Below are 15,209 nucleotides of genomic sequence, written 5' to 3'. Positions count from 1 at the left end.
GGTGCGCCGCACGGTGACGGCCGCACAGGCCCGTCCCCCGTGGGGGCTTCTGCAGGAGCCGCGGGGAGAACGGTCGGCGCCGGTTCACCCCGCTCCGGGATCGCTCCGGGATCGCTCCGGCGATGGCCCGTTCGGGTGTCACCGGTGTTCCCGTGCGATGACCACGACCTCGTCCTGCGGATGCCAGTACCGGACCTGTGCCTTGGGCGGGTTGAGGTGGAGGCCGTGGTCCGGGCCGGTCGCCGGACGGGAGCGGTATCCGATGGCGCGGGCGCCCCGTCGGGCGGCCGACTCCACGACGGTGGCGAAGGAGGCGGTGCGTCCGGTCGTCACGTAGTGCCCCGCGGGGTGGAGGTGGAGGGCATTGCCGCCGGGGGCGAGGAGCTCCTCGAACACGGTGGCGAGATGGGGGCTCTGCGAGATCTGGGTCATGAGGAGCCCGACGAGCCGGCCGCTGACCACGTAGTCGGCTCGGCGGCCGTGGGGACTGAGCAGCCGGTTGCGGTCGTCGGCCATTTCGATGACGACCGGTACGGGGCGACCGGCCTCCCGTTCCGTGGCCCGCAGGTGGAGGAGGGTGACGAGCGTCTGGTCGTCCGGATCTGCGTGGCCCGGTCGGTGGTCGGGGCCGAGCACGATCACCGAGTCGTATCCGGTGGGGTCCAGCGCGTCCGTCGTCTCGTGCGAGGTGGGTTCGCCGGACCGGTGGCGCACCGCCATGCGGGCGCCGGCTGCTTCGGTGGCCCCCCGGATGCGGGTGAGGGCATCCGCGTCCGACCCGGCCACGACGTCGAGGGTGGAGCCGAGCGGCGTGTGGAGCGCCAGTCGGTCGACGATCCGGTGGGCCCGGCGGTTCCAGCCCAGGAGGAGGACGCGTTCGGGTCCTGCAGGGGATTCGGGCGGCGCCTGGACGAGTGCCGTCGGATCGTACGGGGTGGGGGTGGAGGACAGTCGGGTCGACCGTTCGTCCTCGGCGATCACGAGGAGCGCGTCGTCGGCGAGCAACCGCACGCGACCCGGGGGGTTGAGCGCGACGGTTCCGTCCCGGTGGACGATGCCGACGGCCGTGGACACGGGGCAGGCGCGGTCGGCCTGTTCGAAGGTCAGACCGGACAGGCCCGGATCCCGCAGGGTGTGGAACTCGTGCCCGGCGAAGTCGAGGAGTTCCTGGTGGACGAGGGAGAGTCCGGGACGTCGTGCGCAGTCGACGAGGAGCCGTGCTGCGAGGTCGTCGGTGCCGAGGACGGTCGCCAGGGGGCCGCCGGCCAGCCGGGCTGCGGTGAGGTAGTGGTCGTCGCGCACGGCGGCGACGACGCGTACGGGGTGCCCTTCCCCCACGGCGGCCGACAGGGACAGCAGGGTCTTCACGACCTCGACGTCGGCGCGGGGGTCGTCATGGGGCAGGACGAGGACGCTGTCCGCGGTCCCGGGACTCACCCGGGCGAGCGCAACGGGGTCGGTGGGACGGCCGCTGCGGCAGATGACCCGCGTGCGGCCCGTGGTGCCGACGGCGGCGTGGAGGTCCTCCTCCATGGAGGCCTTGTCACGGTCCGCGAGCAGCGTGACGACGCGGCGGCGCCCGTCGGTGTGGGCGGCCACCAGTTCGGAGACGACGGTGGGGACCTGTTCGGACCAACCGAGGACGACGGTGTGCCCGCTCTCCAGGACCCTGGCGTGTCCCCGTCCGAGGGCGATGACGCGGTCGGTGAGGCCGGCGGTGATCAAACTGACCAGCGTGGAGACGTAGAACAGTGCGATGAGGGCGAGGAGCACGGAGAGGGCGACGCGCAACGGCGGGCCCACTTCGCCGCCGAGGCGGAGGGTCTGTCCGGTGTTGCGCCACACCGCCGCGACCCTGTCGCCGAGGGAGGCGGGGGCCCGCTGGTCGGTCCAGGCCAGGAGCGTGCTGACGGGGACGACGACCGCCAGGCAGACGAGGGCCAGCCAGGCGCAGAGCGCGGGCGTGCCGCGGGTGAGCGTGGTGTCGAACCAGTAGCGGAAGCGCGCCCGGACCGAGGGGGGACGGTACGCGGGCCGGTCGGGTGCTTCTCCGATCCGAACGGGGCCGCCCTCCTGCACCGCGCCCCGCTGCCCGGGAACCACCCTTTTGCCTTCTTTTTGCACAGGGGCAGCGTCCCGTCCCGTCCTGGACGGCGGGGCGGGATCGGGGCACATTCATCCCTTCGTGATCCGTGGGGAGGGGGCAGGGGGGCACGGGCGATCAGGCGTGCGGATCGACCGGGCCTCCGCGCGGCCCCGCCGGACGGAAGCGCACGGGACGGTTGAGTGCGCTGGTGCGCACGGCAGTTGAGTACGGGTGCTCATGTCCGTGCGGCCCGGTTCCCGGAGGATGGTCCCCTCAGCGTTCCACCACGGATCCAGGGAGACCCCCGTGCTCAGCCGCCTCGCCGCCCGCGTCGTCCCGTTCTTCGGCCGACTGACCGTCACCAAGGACCCCGGGGTCCGCGTCGAGCCGGGCAGCATCCTGGTCGTGAACCACACTTCCCTGGCCGATCCGGCGCTGGTGCTCGCCGCGCTCCGCAAGGAACTCGCGGTCGAGCCCGTGCTGCTGGCGACTTCGGGACTGTGGCGGGTGCCCCTCCTCGGACGGGTCCTGACCCGCGAAGGTCACGTGCCCGTCCACCGCCGGTCGTCCCGTGCCGCGACCGCCCTCGACCACGCGGCGGTCGCGCTCGCCTCGGGCCGGCACGTGATGATGTACGCCGAGGGACGCATCCCGCCGCGTCGGGACGCGTCCGAGAACCCGCCGGAGGTCTTCCGCACCGGGCTCGCCCGGCTGGCCCGGGACACGGGGGCGCCCGTCGTGCCGATCGGCCAGGCCGGGGCCCGGCGGATCACCTCGGGCGGACGGGTGAAGCAGATCGCAGGAGTGCTCACCGCGCCCATCCGCAGGCCGGGGCTGCACGTCCACATCGGGGCGCCGCTGCGACTGCCCGAGGAGGTGACCGCCGCGACGGAACTCGCCCACGGGGCCGTGATGGCGGCCTGGCGGACGGCGGCGGGTGCCCTCGGCGAGCCGGCAGCCCTGGTCAGAACACCGACAGCCCGGTGATGGTGGTGAAGCGGTCGAGGGCGGTGACACCCGCCACCGAGTTCCCCCGGCTGTCCAGTCCGGGGCTCCACACGCACAGGGTGCAGCGCCCGGGAACGACGGCGACGACCGCCCCGCCGACGCCGCTCTTGCCCGGGAGACCGACGCGGTAGGCGAAGTCACCCGCCGCGTCGTAGGTGCCGCAGGTGAGCATGACGGCGTTGACCTGCTTGGCCTGGCTGCGACTCAACAGACGGCTGCCGTCGGCGCGGAGACCGTGCCGGGCGAGGAAGCCGGTGGCGAGGGCGAGATCGGCGCAGGACGCCTCCAGCGAGCACTGGCGGAAGTACTCCCGGAGCAGGTCGGAGACGGGCCCGGTGATGTTGCCGTAGGAGGCCATGAAGTGGGCCAGGGCCGCGTTGCGGTCGCCGTGGGCGGCCTCGGAGTCGGCGACGCCGTCGTCGAAGGCGAGGTCCGGGTTGCCGCTCTCCGCGCGCAGGAAGGCGAGCAGGCTTCCGGAGGCGTCGCCGGTGAGGCGGTGCAGTCGGTCGGTGACGACGAGGGCGCCCGCGTTGATGAACGGGTTCCGCGGAATGCCGTTTTCGTACTCCAATTGCACGAGGGAGTTGAAGGGGTCACCCGAAGGCTCCCGCCCCACGTGGGCCCAGAGTGCGTCCCCCTCCCCCGCAAGGGCGAGCGCGAGGGTGAAGACCTTGGTGACGGACTGCGTGGAGAAGGGGCGCCGCCAGTCCCCCACCCCGTAGACGGTGCCGTCGAGTTCGGCGACCGCCATGCCGAAGTCACGGGGATCGCCCGCGGCGAGGGCGGGGATGTAATCGGCCGGGGTTCCCCGGTCCGTGAGCTCGGTGACCTCCTCGAGGATGCGGTCGAGCACGGGCTGGAACGAGGTGTTCGTGGTCACGCGCCGCCCCGCGCTCCGCGGTGGGCGGCTTCGGCGGCTTCGGCGGCCAAGCCGAGGTCACCGCCGGCCGGCGCGGCGAACCAGCGCGCCACCTCGGCGTCCGTCACCTCGGGGAGGGTGGCCGGGGTCCAGCGGGGATTGCGGTCCTTGTCGACGACCTGGGCGCGAATGCCCTCGACCAGGTCGAGGCTGTTCAGGGCGGCGCAGGAGACCCGGTACTCCAGGTCGAGGGCCTCTTCCAGGGTGGCGAGGACCCGGGAACGGCGCAGGGCGGTCAAGGTGACCTTGAGGGCCGTCGGAGACTTGGCGAGGAGGATCTCGGCCGTCTCCTTGGCGGCGGGCACGCCGGCGTCGAAGAGGCGCTCGACGATCTCTTCCACGGTCGGGGCGGTGTAGCAGGCGTCGATCCACTCCCGTTGCTCGGCGAGGACGCCCGGCGGGGGTGAGGCGGCATGACGGGTGAGGGCCAGGTCCGCCGGAAGGTCCTTGAGGTCGTGGATCAGCGCGGGCAGTTCGGCGGTGGGCACGAAGCGGTCGGCCAGGCCGGTGAGCACCGCATCGGCGGCACCGATCTGGCCACCGGTGAGGGCGAGGTGGGTGCCGAGCTCGCCGGGGGCACGACCGAGGAGGTGCGTACCGCCGACGTCGGGGACGAATCCGATGCCCGTCTCGGGCATGGCGACCCGGGAACGCTCGGTGACCACGCGGACGGAGCCGTGCGCGGAGACGCCCACGCCGCCGCCCATGACGATGCCGTCCATGAGCGCGACATAGGGCTTGGGGTAGTGGGAGATGCGGGCGTTGAGGCGGTACTCGTCCTGCCAGAAGGCTGCGGAGGCGGAGCCTCCGGCGCGGGCGTCGTCGTGGATGGCCCGGATGTCGCCACCCGCGCAGAGTCCGCGTTCCCCCGCGCCCTCGATGACCACCGTGGTGACGGCCGGATCGTGCTCCCACCGTGACAGCGCGTCGTCGACGGCGAGGACCATGGCATGGGTGAGCGCGTTGATGGCCCGGGGCCGGTTCAGGGTGATGAACCCGGCTCGGCCCTCCGTCCGGAGGAGTACGTCGGGGCTTCCGGTCGGCACGATCACTCGGTCCCTTCGGGTGGCACGGCTCACTGTCCGGGCCACCGTACCGGGGCGTTCTCGGCGGACCGAGGGCCGGGCGGTCGGACGGGCGCTGCGGGAGCGAAGGGGGAACGGGGCGTGGGAAGTGGGGGCGGGAAGGACCCATCCGCTTCTCGCGGATCCTGATTGCACGGTGCACGGCCCGGTTGCGACCGCTACTCCGCATCCTCACGCGAGTCCTTCCCGTCCCTTCCATGGAACCACCGGTCGGACGGGGCCGCGAGCGCCGGGGCGGTCCCGGTGGGGGCCGCCGGGACGGTTCCGGCGGCGGTGACCGCCGGGGTGACCGCCGGGGGTGGTGCACGACGGTTCCCCGCCGTGCACGGGGCACGGCCACGAGGTCGTCGGGCACCGCCCCCGTCCGGTGCCTCCGGGTGCTCAGGCCGGGAGCAGGTCCTGTGGAACGCGCACTTGCCGGGGGGCGGAGAGACGCAGTTCCACGATGCCCCGGACGGTCGGCCACTCCTCGTCCAGGATCGAGTAGAAGGCGGTGTCGCGGACACAGCCGTCGAAGCCGCGGGAATGGGCGCGACGGACCCCTTCGCAGGTCGCTCCGAGGCGTTCGATGGCGATCCTGGAGCGGGTGTTGCGGGCGTCGGCACGCAGGGTGACGCGGCGGACGCCCCAGGTCTCGAAGGCGTGCCGGAGCATCAGGTACTTGGCCTCGGTGTTGATGCCCGTTCCCCGGGCGTCGCCGGCGATCCAGGTGTTGCCGATCTCGGCCGCATCCGGGACCGCCGTCAGGGGATCTCCGTGGGGCAGGCCGGGAACGGGCGGCCAGATCAGCGGCCCCCGCCAGTAGTCGAGTTCGAGGAAGCGGGTCGAGCCGATGACTCGCTCGTCAGCCGTACTGACCAGCGCGAAGGGTAGGCAGCGGCCTGCCGCTTGGTCGGCGAGGGCACGGGCGATGTAGTCGAGGGCCGATTCGAGGCCGTCGGGTACGGGGGTGAAGGCGTAGGCCGATCGGTCCACCCCGCCGGCCCGGGCAAGGGCGTCGGCGTGCCGCATCGCCAGCGGCTCCAGGCGCACGGAGCGCCCGGTCAGGAGAACAGGTACTGGCACGGAACCTCGGGTCTTTCACGGGCAGGGACGACCACCGTCGCAGGGAGTCCGCGACGGCAGCAGGAGGGGGTTCTCGCCGGGTGTCGAAAGCGTCGTGAGAATGACGAAACAGCAGGTGAAACGGTTCGTCACCGGATGCGAGGAGCATCAGTATGCAGCCACAACCGCTCCGAGAACAGAACCCCGGGAGAACCCGCGCCCACGCGGGGATGAAGCCTGCCGCGCACCCGTTATGACCCGTCTCACGGGGCGGACGGGGCCGCCCGCCAGTCGGACGGCCCCCTGCCTCAGACGCAGGTGGGATGGCCCCAGCCGTCGGTGTTCTTCGCGATGGTCTCGCCCTTGTCGTAGGCACGTCCGCAGCGGCAGCGCCCCGGGAACTTCGCCTTGAGCGTGCCGCCGGACGGGCGACCCCTCCGGCCCGCACCGCCCCCCGCGCTGCCGGAACCCGCACGGGGCGCAGAGGAGCGCGAACGGGGCGCGGAAGCGCGCGTGGCAGGCTCCGCCGGGGGCAGATCGGTGCCGCCCGCGGAGCCGATGGGCTGCTGGGTGCGGGCGCTGTGGCTGGCCGCGCGATCGGCGGCGTCGTTGAGGGGGTCCCCGTCGACCTGGTGCGCCGGGGTGTAGACGAACTGGACGTCCCGGTCGCTGAGCAGCCCGTCGATCCGTACCACCAGGTCCTTGTTGGCGACGGGGGTGCCGGCGGCGGTCTTCCAGCCCTTCCGGCGCCAGCCGGGGAGCCAGGTGGTGACGGCCTTCATGGCGTACTGCGAGTCCATGCGGACCTCGGCGGGCACGGCCGGGTCGAGGACCTCCAGGAGGCGCTCCAGGGCGGTGAGTTCGGCCACGTTGTTGGTCGCCCTGCCGAGGGGGCCCGCTTCCCAGCGGTCGACCGTCCCGTCGGAACGGCCGATGACCCATGCCCAGGCCGCGGGGCCGGGGTTTCCCTTCGACGCGCCGTCGCACGCCGCGATGATCTTTTCCGTCATTCCACGATCCTGGCACGGCGCGGAGGCCACCGGTCCGCCCCGGCCCCGCTCGGCCGCCCCGGCCCCGCTCGGCCGGCCCGGAACGCCCGGGGCGCGGAGCCCGGCGGGGCAGCACGCGCGCCCGGCCCCGTCAGAAGGCGCCGTAGTTGACCTGCCAGGTGGGCAGGCCCATCCTGCGCCAGAGGGCCACGACGCGATCGCGGTCGTCCAGGGAGACGCGGACCGCGTAGCGGTGGCGCACGTGGGCGTCGAAGAGCTCCGCCTTCACGAGGTCGTCGCCCCGACCGTCGCCGGAGGCCCGCATCCACAGTTCGTCGTAGGGCACCTCATGGCGGGCGAGCCATTCCTCGGTGAGGGCGCGGTGGTCCTCGCTGCGCCCGGAGAGGAGCACGATCCGGTCCCGCTCGGCGCTCCGGAAGGCCCGCAGGGCGTCGCGCACGGAGTCGTTCAGCAGATCGCGGTCACAGCGGCCGAAGTCGTACGGACCGCGGTCGACGCGCAGCGCGAGGGTGCCGTCGATGTCGCACATGACGGCGGAGGGGAGCTCCGGGTCGGGCACGTACGGCTCGACGGCCGGGAGGTCGTTCATCCAGTCCGCGGTGAGCCGCCAGCCGCCCCGGGTGGCCTTGGCGTGTGCGGCGGCGAGCAGGCGGATGACCTCCTCGCCGACGGGGCGGTCGCGGGTGGCGTCACGACGCACGCACTCGTCGACGGGCACGTCGGTGAAGTCGTGGACGACGAAGGCGGCGAGGCCGGCCACGGCCGCCTTGAGCCGCTTGGGGACGTGCGGGGTCAGGTGGGTGTTGTCGACGACGACGTCGAAGCCGCCGGCCACGGCCGCGCGGACGGCGGCGTCCTGGACGTCGAGCACGGTCTGCTCGTGGCGGTGCGAGCGGGCGGGATCGGCACCGGGGCTGCGGTCCGTCGCGGGGAGGTCGAGCATGGCACGCAGGTCATCCAGGTTGACGCGGCGCACCCGCCCCTCGGCTGCCGCCTGGAGGGCGCGGGCGGCAGTCGTCTTCCCCGAGGCCGGCAGCCCGGTCATGACGTGAACGACGGGCACGGTCAGTTCTCCTTGTCGTGGGCGAAGGGGTCGTTGGCTTCGGGGCGCACCTGTCGCCAGGAGAGGAGTTCGGTGGGGCGCCCGTCGAGACGGAGGAAGAGGGCGGCACGCAGTCCGCGATCGGGGAGGCCCGCGGCGGCACGGGCGAAGGCGCCCCGGTGTCCGGCGTGGTGGGAGAGCGTGGCGAACGCCTCGTCGACGGCCCGCTCGCGGTCCGCGGCGGCCGTCTCCAGCCGGGCGATGACCTCGCGCACCCAGGCGTCGAACTCGTCCGGGACCTGTTCGAGGAGCGCATCGAGGGGTTTGCCCCCGGAGGCTTCGACCTCGGCCACCGAGCAGCCGAGCCCGGAGGCCAGCTCACCGGCCGGATGCGCGGCGAAGCGCTGGATGCCGTGACTGCGCCAGATGTCCCGCTCGGTCACGCCGGTGATCACCTTGTGGAGCCGGACGTACTCGCCGAGCTTCGCCTTGGCGCGCAGGCCGGAGGCGAAGCGCAGGACGAAGCCCTCGGCGTCGGTGCCGGTGGCCGGACGGCCTCCGGGCAGGGTGCTGGACTCGGTGAGGGCGACGAGTTCGTCGACCTCCATGCCGGGCCAGGAGCGGACGACGGCGCCGAGGGGCCGCCATGCTCCGGCGGCGTCGGCGAGCGGGAGTTCGGTGCCGTCGGGCCGGAAGGCGGCGAGCAGGACGAGGTCGCGGCGGTCGCCGTAGTTCACGACGATGCGGTTGCCCGGGTAGAGCGCCTCGGCGAGGTAGGTGACGCCGCGGACCAGTCCCGTGGTGTCGGCGGCGTCGAGGCGGCGCTGGGCCCAGGTGGCCTGGCCGCTGGTGAAGGACCCCTTCGAGGCGGCGTGCCAGCGGCCCGCGTAGTGGAAGACCACGGCGAGGCTGCCGTCGACCTTGTCGTACACCTCGAAGGGCTCGTCGGGCAGCGGGGGCGCGTAGGAGCGTCCGGCGGCGTGCTCGGAGAGGTTGAAGAACTTGGGGAGGGGAAGCGCGACGACCCGTCCGGTGACGTCGTCGAGGACGAGGCCGCGGCAGCGCGTGGTGACCCGGTTCCAGTGCTGGGCGTACTGGCACGCCCGCGTGTACGTGTAGATCGACAGCGGCAGCTCGGGGTGGCGCTTGCGGGCGACGTGACCGTCCGCGAGGGCCGCGGCGAGCTCGTCGGGCGGCATCAGGTCGTGCAGAGTCAGGGGCGCCTGGCCCATGGGGTCCCTCCCGGGTGTTCGATGATCCATTCTCGGGTCGGTGCGGCCGGGAAGCACAGCGTTTTTCCGGCGCGGGGTGTCGTCGGCGGCGCCCCGCGCCGGCTCCCGATCCCGGGCGTGTCGGTGGTTCCCCGTAGACTCGCGTCGCCCGTCGGTGACGGAACCGGCGCAGTCGAAGGAAGCGAGCCCCATGAACCACGCGGACGGCACGGCACCGATCTACGCCGAGCTCATACGGGAACGGGGGGATGTTCCCGGTGACGTCCGCCAGGTCGCCGAGGAAGTCCTGCGGGACCTGAGCCGTGTGATCCAGATGCCTCCGCAGGGGATCCCGGGGCCGCAGGACTCCGTCGCACATCCCGGCGCCCCGCACCCGGGTGCCGGTGGTCCGATGGGCGTGGGCGGGCCCGCTGGCATGGTCGGCCAGGCCGGCGCCGTCGTCCCGCACCGGCCGATGAACTGACGGGCTCCGCTCGGTCCGGGATCCGGAGCCCCGTCCGTCTGCGGCGGGACCGCGGCCACCGGAACCCGAGCATCGACATCCGTGTCAGTGGCGCGTGCCACGCTGGCCGCAGGAACGACCCGACCCTCATGGGGGGGCGGGCGCGCAGGCTGACGTAGGGACGACCGCATGGCCGAAGTGTTGCTCTTCCACCACTCGCTCGGGTTGACGGAGGGCGTGGGCGCGTTCGCCGACGGACTGCGGCGGGCCGGGCACGTCGTGCACCTGCCCGACCTCTACGGAGGGCGGACCTTCCCGGACCTGGAGACGGCCGCCGGCTTCGTCCGGGAGGTCGGCTTCGACGTGCTCGTGGCGCGGGGCGAGCGGGCCGCCGAGGGGCTGCCCACGGGGATCGTGTACGCCGGCTTCTCGCTCGGCGTGCTGCCCGCACAGAAGTTGGCGCAGTCCCGGCCCGGCGCCGCCGGTGCGCTGCTGTTCGGTGCGTGTGTCCCGCCCCTGACCTTCGGCGCGGCCTGGCCGCAGGACGTACCGGCGCAGGTGCACGCGATGGACGCCGACCCGTACTTCGTCGGCGACGGCGACCTGGAGGCGGCGCGCGAGCTGGTGGCCGGTGCCGTGGACCGGGAACTGTTCTTGTACCCGGGGAGCGCGCACCTCTTCGCGGAGCTCGGTGCACCGGAGTACGCGCCGGAGGCGGCTGCGCTGTGCATCGAACGGGTGCTGTGCTTCCTGGCCGCCGTGACGGGCTGAGCGCAGCCGACCGGGGTCGGCCGATCGGCTGACCCCGGTGTCAACCGATCCGCCGGGGGAAGGGGGTCGGACGGCCGACCGCACGGGGTGGACACGGATGGAGGATCGAGGCGGGGCCGCCTCGGGACGGCCCCCGCGTGGTCATCGCAGCGAGGAGTCCGACATGCCGCAGTTCCGCCGTCCGCCCCGTGCCGCGGGGCCGCTCCTGCCCTGTGCGGTGATCGTGCTGCTGCTCACCGGCTGCTCCGGAGGAACGGTTCCGGCCGACCGACCGCCGGCGCCCGCCGCATCCGCACCCAGGGTCGGAGCCGTCCCCGACGGATCGACCGCCCCCGGTCCTCCGGGCACCGTGACGCCGACGCCGGACGGCACGGCCACGTCGGAGACCCTGCTCGTCACCGACTTCGGCGCCCGTACCGTCACCTTCGTCGACTCCGCTCGGGGCGCCGTCGGCTCCGTGGAGGTCGGCACCGCCCCGTACGGACTGGCCGTCGGCGGGGACGGACGGGCCTGGGTGGCGACCGCCGAGGGGGTGGCGGTCGTGGACACGGTGCACCGCGAGCGGCTCGCACTGATCCCGTACCGGAGCGACAGCGGGCCGGTGGCCACGGGCGAGTACCGGGGCGGAGGCATGGGCATCGCGCTCTCCCCGGACGGTCGGCGGGTGTACGTGGGGGTCAACGTGCCCGGCGGGAACGGTGCCCTGGAGGTGATCGACACGGCGGCGCTGGAGGTCACGGACACCGTCCCGGTCGGCAGGCGCCCGTTCGACGTCGACGCCTCACCGGACGGTACCGAGGTGTACGTGACGAACCACGACTCCTTCGACGTCACGGTCGTCACCGCAGCGACCCTGGAGCCGCGCCGGGTGGAGGTCGCCCCCTACGGCACGGAGGGCGGGCTGGGCTCCTGGCTCAAGCCCCACTACGCGGCGGTGCGCCCCTCGGACGGGAAGGTGCTGCTGCCCTTCGAGGGGGAGCGGCTCGCGGTGGTCGATCCCCGGACGGGCCGGACGACGGTCGAGCCGATGACCGCGGACACGCACCAGCACGGCACCGCCGTGACCTCCGACGGGAGGCTGCTGGTGGTGGGCACCGGGCCGATCGACCCGGCCGTGGACGAAGGGCCCTCGCTGACGGTCCGCGGGCCGGACGGCACCGAGCGGGTCCATCCCTTGGAGGGCCCGCACGAGAACGTTGCGGTGTCCCGGGACGGTCGGACCGCCTATGTGACGGGAGGCTTCACCCGGGACGGTTACTGGGACGGCCTGACCGTCGTCGATCTCGGCACGGGCGGGACGCGGCGCCTCCCGGCGGGCTCCCGGCCGCTCGGGATCGTCGTCCTCTGAACCGGCGCCGACGGAGCGGGTCGACGGGTTGCCGACGAAGTGACCGACCCGGCGGGTGGTCATGCGTGCTGTTCCGCCTTCCGCCTCCTCGATGCCCCGGCAACGCGATCCGCGGTCCTGCGAGCGGAACCCCGACGGTTGCTCAGAGGCCCACGATCAGCTGAATGCAGACGATCTTGACCAGGATCGCGAGGGCGAACAGGGTCGCGTAGCCGGTGTTGACCCTGCTGTCGGAGACCCGGCTGTTGGCGTACGCGGTGATGGCCGGGTTCCCGACGTAGCCGGCGAGCAGTCCCATCGTGCGGGGTCGGCTCTGGCCGAGCAGACGGGCGACGAGGAGCACGGAGGCGTAGCTCAGGACGGCCGCGGCGAGGAGCACGGCCAGCAGTTTCAGACCGAAGAGGGAGAAGGCGTCGCGGCGGAAGGCGTACCCCGAGCTGAGGCCGACGCAGGCGAGGAAGACCAGCAGGCCGATCTGGCGGAGCGTGAGGTTGGCGCGGGTGGGCAGGACCCACACGAGGGGGCCGGTGCGCCGCAGCCGACCGAGGACCATCGCCATCACGAGGGGCCCGGCGGCGGTGCCGAGGGACAGCGTGGTGGAGCCGATGGTCAGCGAGGGGATGCCGAGGAGGAAGCCGGCGGCGAGGCCGAGGCCCATGCTGACGGCGCTGACCTCGCTGACCTTCGCCTCGGTGTCACCGAGGAAGGCGGTCACCTCCGCGGTGCGTTCCCGTGGCATGACGACGCGGATCCGGTCGTCGAGCTGCAGCAGCAGGTCCTCGTGGGCCAGGAGGTCCTGGTCGCCCCGGCGGACCCGGGTGGCCTTCGCTCCGTAGCGGTCGCCGAGGGCGATCTCGGCGACGGTACGGCCGGCGAGGTCGGGGTTGGTGAGGAGGATCCGGCGGTAGTCCACGACGTCACGGCGGTCGAGGAGGTGGATCGGGGCCGGTTCGCCGAGTGCGGTGGTCCCCGCGGCGACGGCCCCGGGACCGCCGACGAGGACGACCTGGTCGCCGGGGGCGAGGGCGTCGAGGTCGCGGACGACCCCGGGCGTGCCGCCCGCCGGCCGGTGGACGCTGGCGAGGAGCTGGCCCTCGGCCGCTCCGGGGAGCCCGGACCAGTGGACCGCCCGGGTGACGTCGACGGTGCGGGTGACGAGCTCTTCGGGGAGTCCGCTGCCGGGGTCGCGGCGCCCGGGCCAGTTCCGTACGGCGGCGACCGCGGCGACGAAGAGGATGGTGAGGACGACCGCGAGGGGGTAGCCGATCGCATAGCCGGTGGCGGGTTCGGTGGGATCGGCGGAGGAGGCCTGGGCGGCGGCGAGGCCGGGGGTGGTGGTGCCGATGCCGGCGTATCCACCCGCGAGGTAGGGGCCGCCGATGCCGAGGACCGTGCCGCCGAGGAAGCCGACGGCGAGGGCGGTGACGACGAGGGCGACGACGGCCCCGGTCATCACGGCCAGTTGGGGGCGGAGCTCGCGGAAGAAGGCCGGCCCTGCTTCGAGGCCGACGGTGTACACGTACAGGGCGAGACCGAGGACCGGGAGGCCGGCGGGGACGGCCGGACCGATGTCGGGATCGAGGGCGCCGAGCAGCAGGCCGACGAAGAGCACGCCGGCGGCGCCGAGCTTGACGGGACCGAAGCGGACCATGCCGAAGAGCGATCCGGCCGCAATGACGATAAAAAGGGTGAACCACGGATAGTCAGCGAAAAATTGCCACATGGGCTTACTGAGCCACATTGGATGGCCTCTTGCACGCTCATAGGGAAGGGCGGACAGCGTGACGCGACCGAGGATTCTCGTGGTGGGCGCAGGATTCGCCGGAGTGGGCTGCGTGCGCCGGCTCGAGCGGCGACTTGCCGAGCGGGAGGCGCAGATCACCCTGCTCTCGCCGTTCTCCTACCAGCTGTACCTGCCCCTGCTCCCCCAGGTGGCGGCGGGGGTCCTGACCCCGCAGTCGGTGGCGCTGTCGCTGCGGCGCAGTCAGCGGCACCGGACCCGGATCGTGCCGGGTGGCGCGGTCGGCATCGACACCGCGGCGAAGGTCTGCGTGGCGCGGACGATCTCCGGCGAGTACGTGACCGAGCCGTACGACCACCTGGTCCTGGCGCCCGGCAGCGTGACCCGCAGCTTCGACATCCCGGGGCTCGCCGAACACGCGCGCGGGATGAAGACGCTCGCCGAGGCCGTCTACATCCGTGACCACGTGATCGCCCAACTGGACCTGGCGGACGCCAGCAACGACGACGAGGAGCGGGCCGCGCGGCTGCGGTTCGTGGTGGTCGGCGGCGGTTACGCGGGAACCGAGACGGCGGCGTGCCTCCAACTCCTGACCCACAACGCGGTGAAGCGCTACCCCCGGCTCGACCCCGGCCTCATCAAGTGGCACCTGGTGGACATCGCGCCGAAGCTGATGCCCGAACTGGGCGACAAACTGGGCGCCGCCGCCATGGACATCCTGACCAGGCGCGGCATCGAGGTGTCGCTCGGCGTCTCGGTGGGCTCGGTCGACGACGAGGCGGTGACGCTCACCGACGGGCGGGTGCTGCCGAGCCGGACGCTGATCTGGACGGCCGGCGTGGCCGCGAGCCCGCTGATCGGCACGCTCGGGGCGGAGACGCTGCGGGGCCGGCTCGTCGTCTCCGCCGAGATGGACGTACCGGGCCTGGACGGGGTGTGGGCGCTGGGTGACGCGGCGGCGGTCCCCGACCTCGCCAAGGGAGAGGAGGGGGCGATCTGCCCGCCGACCGCCCAGCACGCGATGCGGCAGGGCAAGGCCCTCGCCGACAACCTGGTCGCAACGCTGCGCCACGAGGAGATCCGTCCGTACACGCACAAGGACCTCGGGCTGGTGGTGGATCTGGGCGGGATGGACGGGGTGTCGAAGCCACTGGGCCTGGAACTGCACGGAGCCCCGGCACAGGCCGTGGCCCGCGGCTACCACTGGGCGGCGCTGCGGACGAACGTGGCCAAGACCCGGGTGATGACGAACTGGCTGCTCAACGCCGTCGCCGGCGACGACTACGTGCGGACCGGGTTCTTGGCCTCGAAGGCCGGGACGCTGCGGGACTTCGAGTACACGGACGCCTATCTGACGCCGGAACAGGTCCGCAGTCACACCGCCTCGTTCCGCGGGGCGGTCGGGTAGGGCGGCGGGAGCCCGCGGTGCCGGGACCGTTGCCGGCCGGCACCGCGGGCTCCCGGGCGGGCGCGTCCGTCAC

Annotated in this window: 13 protein-coding genes; 5 read left to right on the top strand and 8 right to left on the bottom strand. The window is 73.2% G+C overall.

All coding sequences use genetic code 11. The features are described from left to right. Positions 1 to 138 precede the first annotated feature (138 nt). The gene (locus ACFW22_RS27305; protein ID WP_386409389.1) at positions 139 to 2,103 is read right to left on the bottom strand and encodes an NAD-binding lipoprotein; all 1,965 of its coding nucleotides are present in this window, start codon (positions 2,101 to 2,103) and stop codon (positions 139 to 141) included. A gap of 289 nt (positions 2,104 to 2,392) precedes the next feature. On the opposite strand from ACFW22_RS27305, the gene ACFW22_RS27300 reads away from it, so the two are divergent. Next, on the top strand, positions 2,393 to 3,073 hold the full coding sequence (locus ACFW22_RS27300; protein ID WP_386409387.1) for a lysophospholipid acyltransferase family protein: 681 nt from the start codon (positions 2,393 to 2,395) through the stop codon (positions 3,071 to 3,073). On the opposite strand, the gene ACFW22_RS27295 is transcribed toward ACFW22_RS27300, so the two are convergent. From ACFW22_RS27295 to ACFW22_RS27270, 6 genes are all read right to left on the bottom strand, one after another. Further along, positions 3,051 to 3,974: a glutaminase gene (locus ACFW22_RS27295; RefSeq protein ID WP_386409385.1), complete on the bottom strand. Its 924-nt coding sequence runs from the start codon at positions 3,972 to 3,974 to the stop codon at positions 3,051 to 3,053. The two genes, ACFW22_RS27300 and ACFW22_RS27295, sit on opposite strands and share 23 nt — an antisense overlap. Beyond that, a complete protein-coding gene (locus tag ACFW22_RS27290; RefSeq protein ID WP_386409383.1) occupies positions 3,971 to 5,065 on the bottom strand; it encodes an enoyl-CoA hydratase/isomerase family protein in 1,095 nt (364 codons plus the stop codon). The genes ACFW22_RS27295 and ACFW22_RS27290 overlap by 4 nt, the downstream gene beginning before the upstream one ends. Positions 5,066 to 5,479: 414 nt before the next feature. Further along, a complete protein-coding gene (locus ACFW22_RS27285) occupies positions 5,480 to 6,163 on the bottom strand; it encodes a GNAT family N-acetyltransferase (protein ID WP_386409381.1) in 684 nt (227 codons plus the stop codon). Between the two features lie 287 nt (positions 6,164 to 6,450). Then, on the bottom strand, positions 6,451 to 7,152 hold the full coding sequence (locus ACFW22_RS27280) for a ribonuclease H (protein ID WP_386409379.1): 702 nt from the start codon (positions 7,150 to 7,152) through the stop codon (positions 6,451 to 6,453). A gap of 130 nt (positions 7,153 to 7,282) precedes the next feature. Continuing rightward, positions 7,283 to 8,215, bottom strand: a complete 933-nt coding sequence (locus ACFW22_RS27275; RefSeq protein ID WP_386409377.1) for an AAA family ATPase — start codon at positions 8,213 to 8,215, stop codon at positions 7,283 to 7,285. 2 nt (positions 8,216 to 8,217) lie between these two features. Then, complete coding sequence (locus tag ACFW22_RS27270) at positions 8,218 to 9,426, bottom strand: RNA ligase (protein ID WP_386409375.1); 1,209 nt, start codon at positions 9,424 to 9,426, stop codon at positions 8,218 to 8,220. A gap of 190 nt (positions 9,427 to 9,616) precedes the next feature. Here ACFW22_RS27270 and ACFW22_RS27265 point away from each other — a divergent pair, with 190 nt between their 5' ends. The 3 genes from ACFW22_RS27265 to ACFW22_RS27255 all read left to right on the top strand — a co-directional run bounded on the left by ACFW22_RS27265 (position 9,617) and on the right by ACFW22_RS27255 (position 11,987). Continuing rightward, entirely contained in the window at positions 9,617 to 9,889 is a 273-nt protein-coding gene (locus tag ACFW22_RS27265) for a hypothetical protein (RefSeq protein ID WP_386409373.1), read from the top strand. 168 nt (positions 9,890 to 10,057) lie between these two features. After that, positions 10,058 to 10,639: a dienelactone hydrolase family protein gene (locus tag ACFW22_RS27260; RefSeq protein WP_386409371.1), complete on the top strand. Its 582-nt coding sequence runs from the start codon at positions 10,058 to 10,060 to the stop codon at positions 10,637 to 10,639. 163 nt (positions 10,640 to 10,802) lie between these two features. Further along, positions 10,803 to 11,987, top strand: a complete 1,185-nt coding sequence (locus tag ACFW22_RS27255) for a YncE family protein (RefSeq protein ID WP_386409369.1) — start codon at positions 10,803 to 10,805, stop codon at positions 11,985 to 11,987. A 142-nt stretch (positions 11,988 to 12,129) separates the two neighbouring features. Here the strand turns inward: ACFW22_RS27255 and ACFW22_RS27250 are convergent, their stop codons facing one another. After that, positions 12,130 to 13,710 (bottom strand): aspartate:alanine exchanger family transporter, encoded by a 1,581-nt coding sequence (locus ACFW22_RS27250; protein ID WP_386409367.1) that lies wholly within the window; start codon positions 13,708 to 13,710, stop codon positions 12,130 to 12,132. Positions 13,711 to 13,768: 58 nt separating this feature from the next. Here ACFW22_RS27250 and ACFW22_RS27245 point away from each other — a divergent pair, with 58 nt between their 5' ends. After that, on the top strand, positions 13,769 to 15,136 hold the full coding sequence (locus tag ACFW22_RS27245; RefSeq protein WP_386409365.1) for an NAD(P)/FAD-dependent oxidoreductase: 1,368 nt from the start codon (positions 13,769 to 13,771) through the stop codon (positions 15,134 to 15,136). Positions 15,137 to 15,209: the final 73 nt, after the last annotated feature.

The sequence above is a fragment of the Streptomyces sp. NPDC058872 genome (genome assembly GCF_042743065.1).
Classification (GTDB): Bacteria; Actinomycetota; Actinomycetes; order Streptomycetales; family Streptomycetaceae; genus Streptomyces.
This window is presented reverse-complemented; position numbering and strand designations above follow the sequence as displayed.

Excerpts from the sequence above, each read along its gene's own strand:
- ACFW22_RS27280 (WP_386409379.1), bottom strand. The coding sequence starts at position 7,152 with ATGACGGAAAAGATCATCGCGGCGTGCGACGGCGCGTCGAAGGGAAAC.
- ACFW22_RS27270 (WP_386409375.1), bottom strand. The coding sequence starts at position 9,426 with ATGGGCCAGGCGCCCCTGACTCTGCACGACCTGATGCCGCCCGACGAG.
- ACFW22_RS27265 (WP_386409373.1), top strand. The coding sequence starts at position 9,617 with ATGAACCACGCGGACGGCACGGCACCGATCTACGCCGAGCTCATACGG.
- ACFW22_RS27260 (WP_386409371.1), top strand. The coding sequence starts at position 10,058 with ATGGCCGAAGTGTTGCTCTTCCACCACTCGCTCGGGTTGACGGAGGGC.
- ACFW22_RS27255 (WP_386409369.1), top strand. The coding sequence starts at position 10,803 with ATGCCGCAGTTCCGCCGTCCGCCCCGTGCCGCGGGGCCGCTCCTGCCC.
- ACFW22_RS27250 (WP_386409367.1), bottom strand. The coding sequence starts at position 13,710 with ATGTGGCAATTTTTCGCTGACTATCCGTGGTTCACCCTTTTTATCGTC.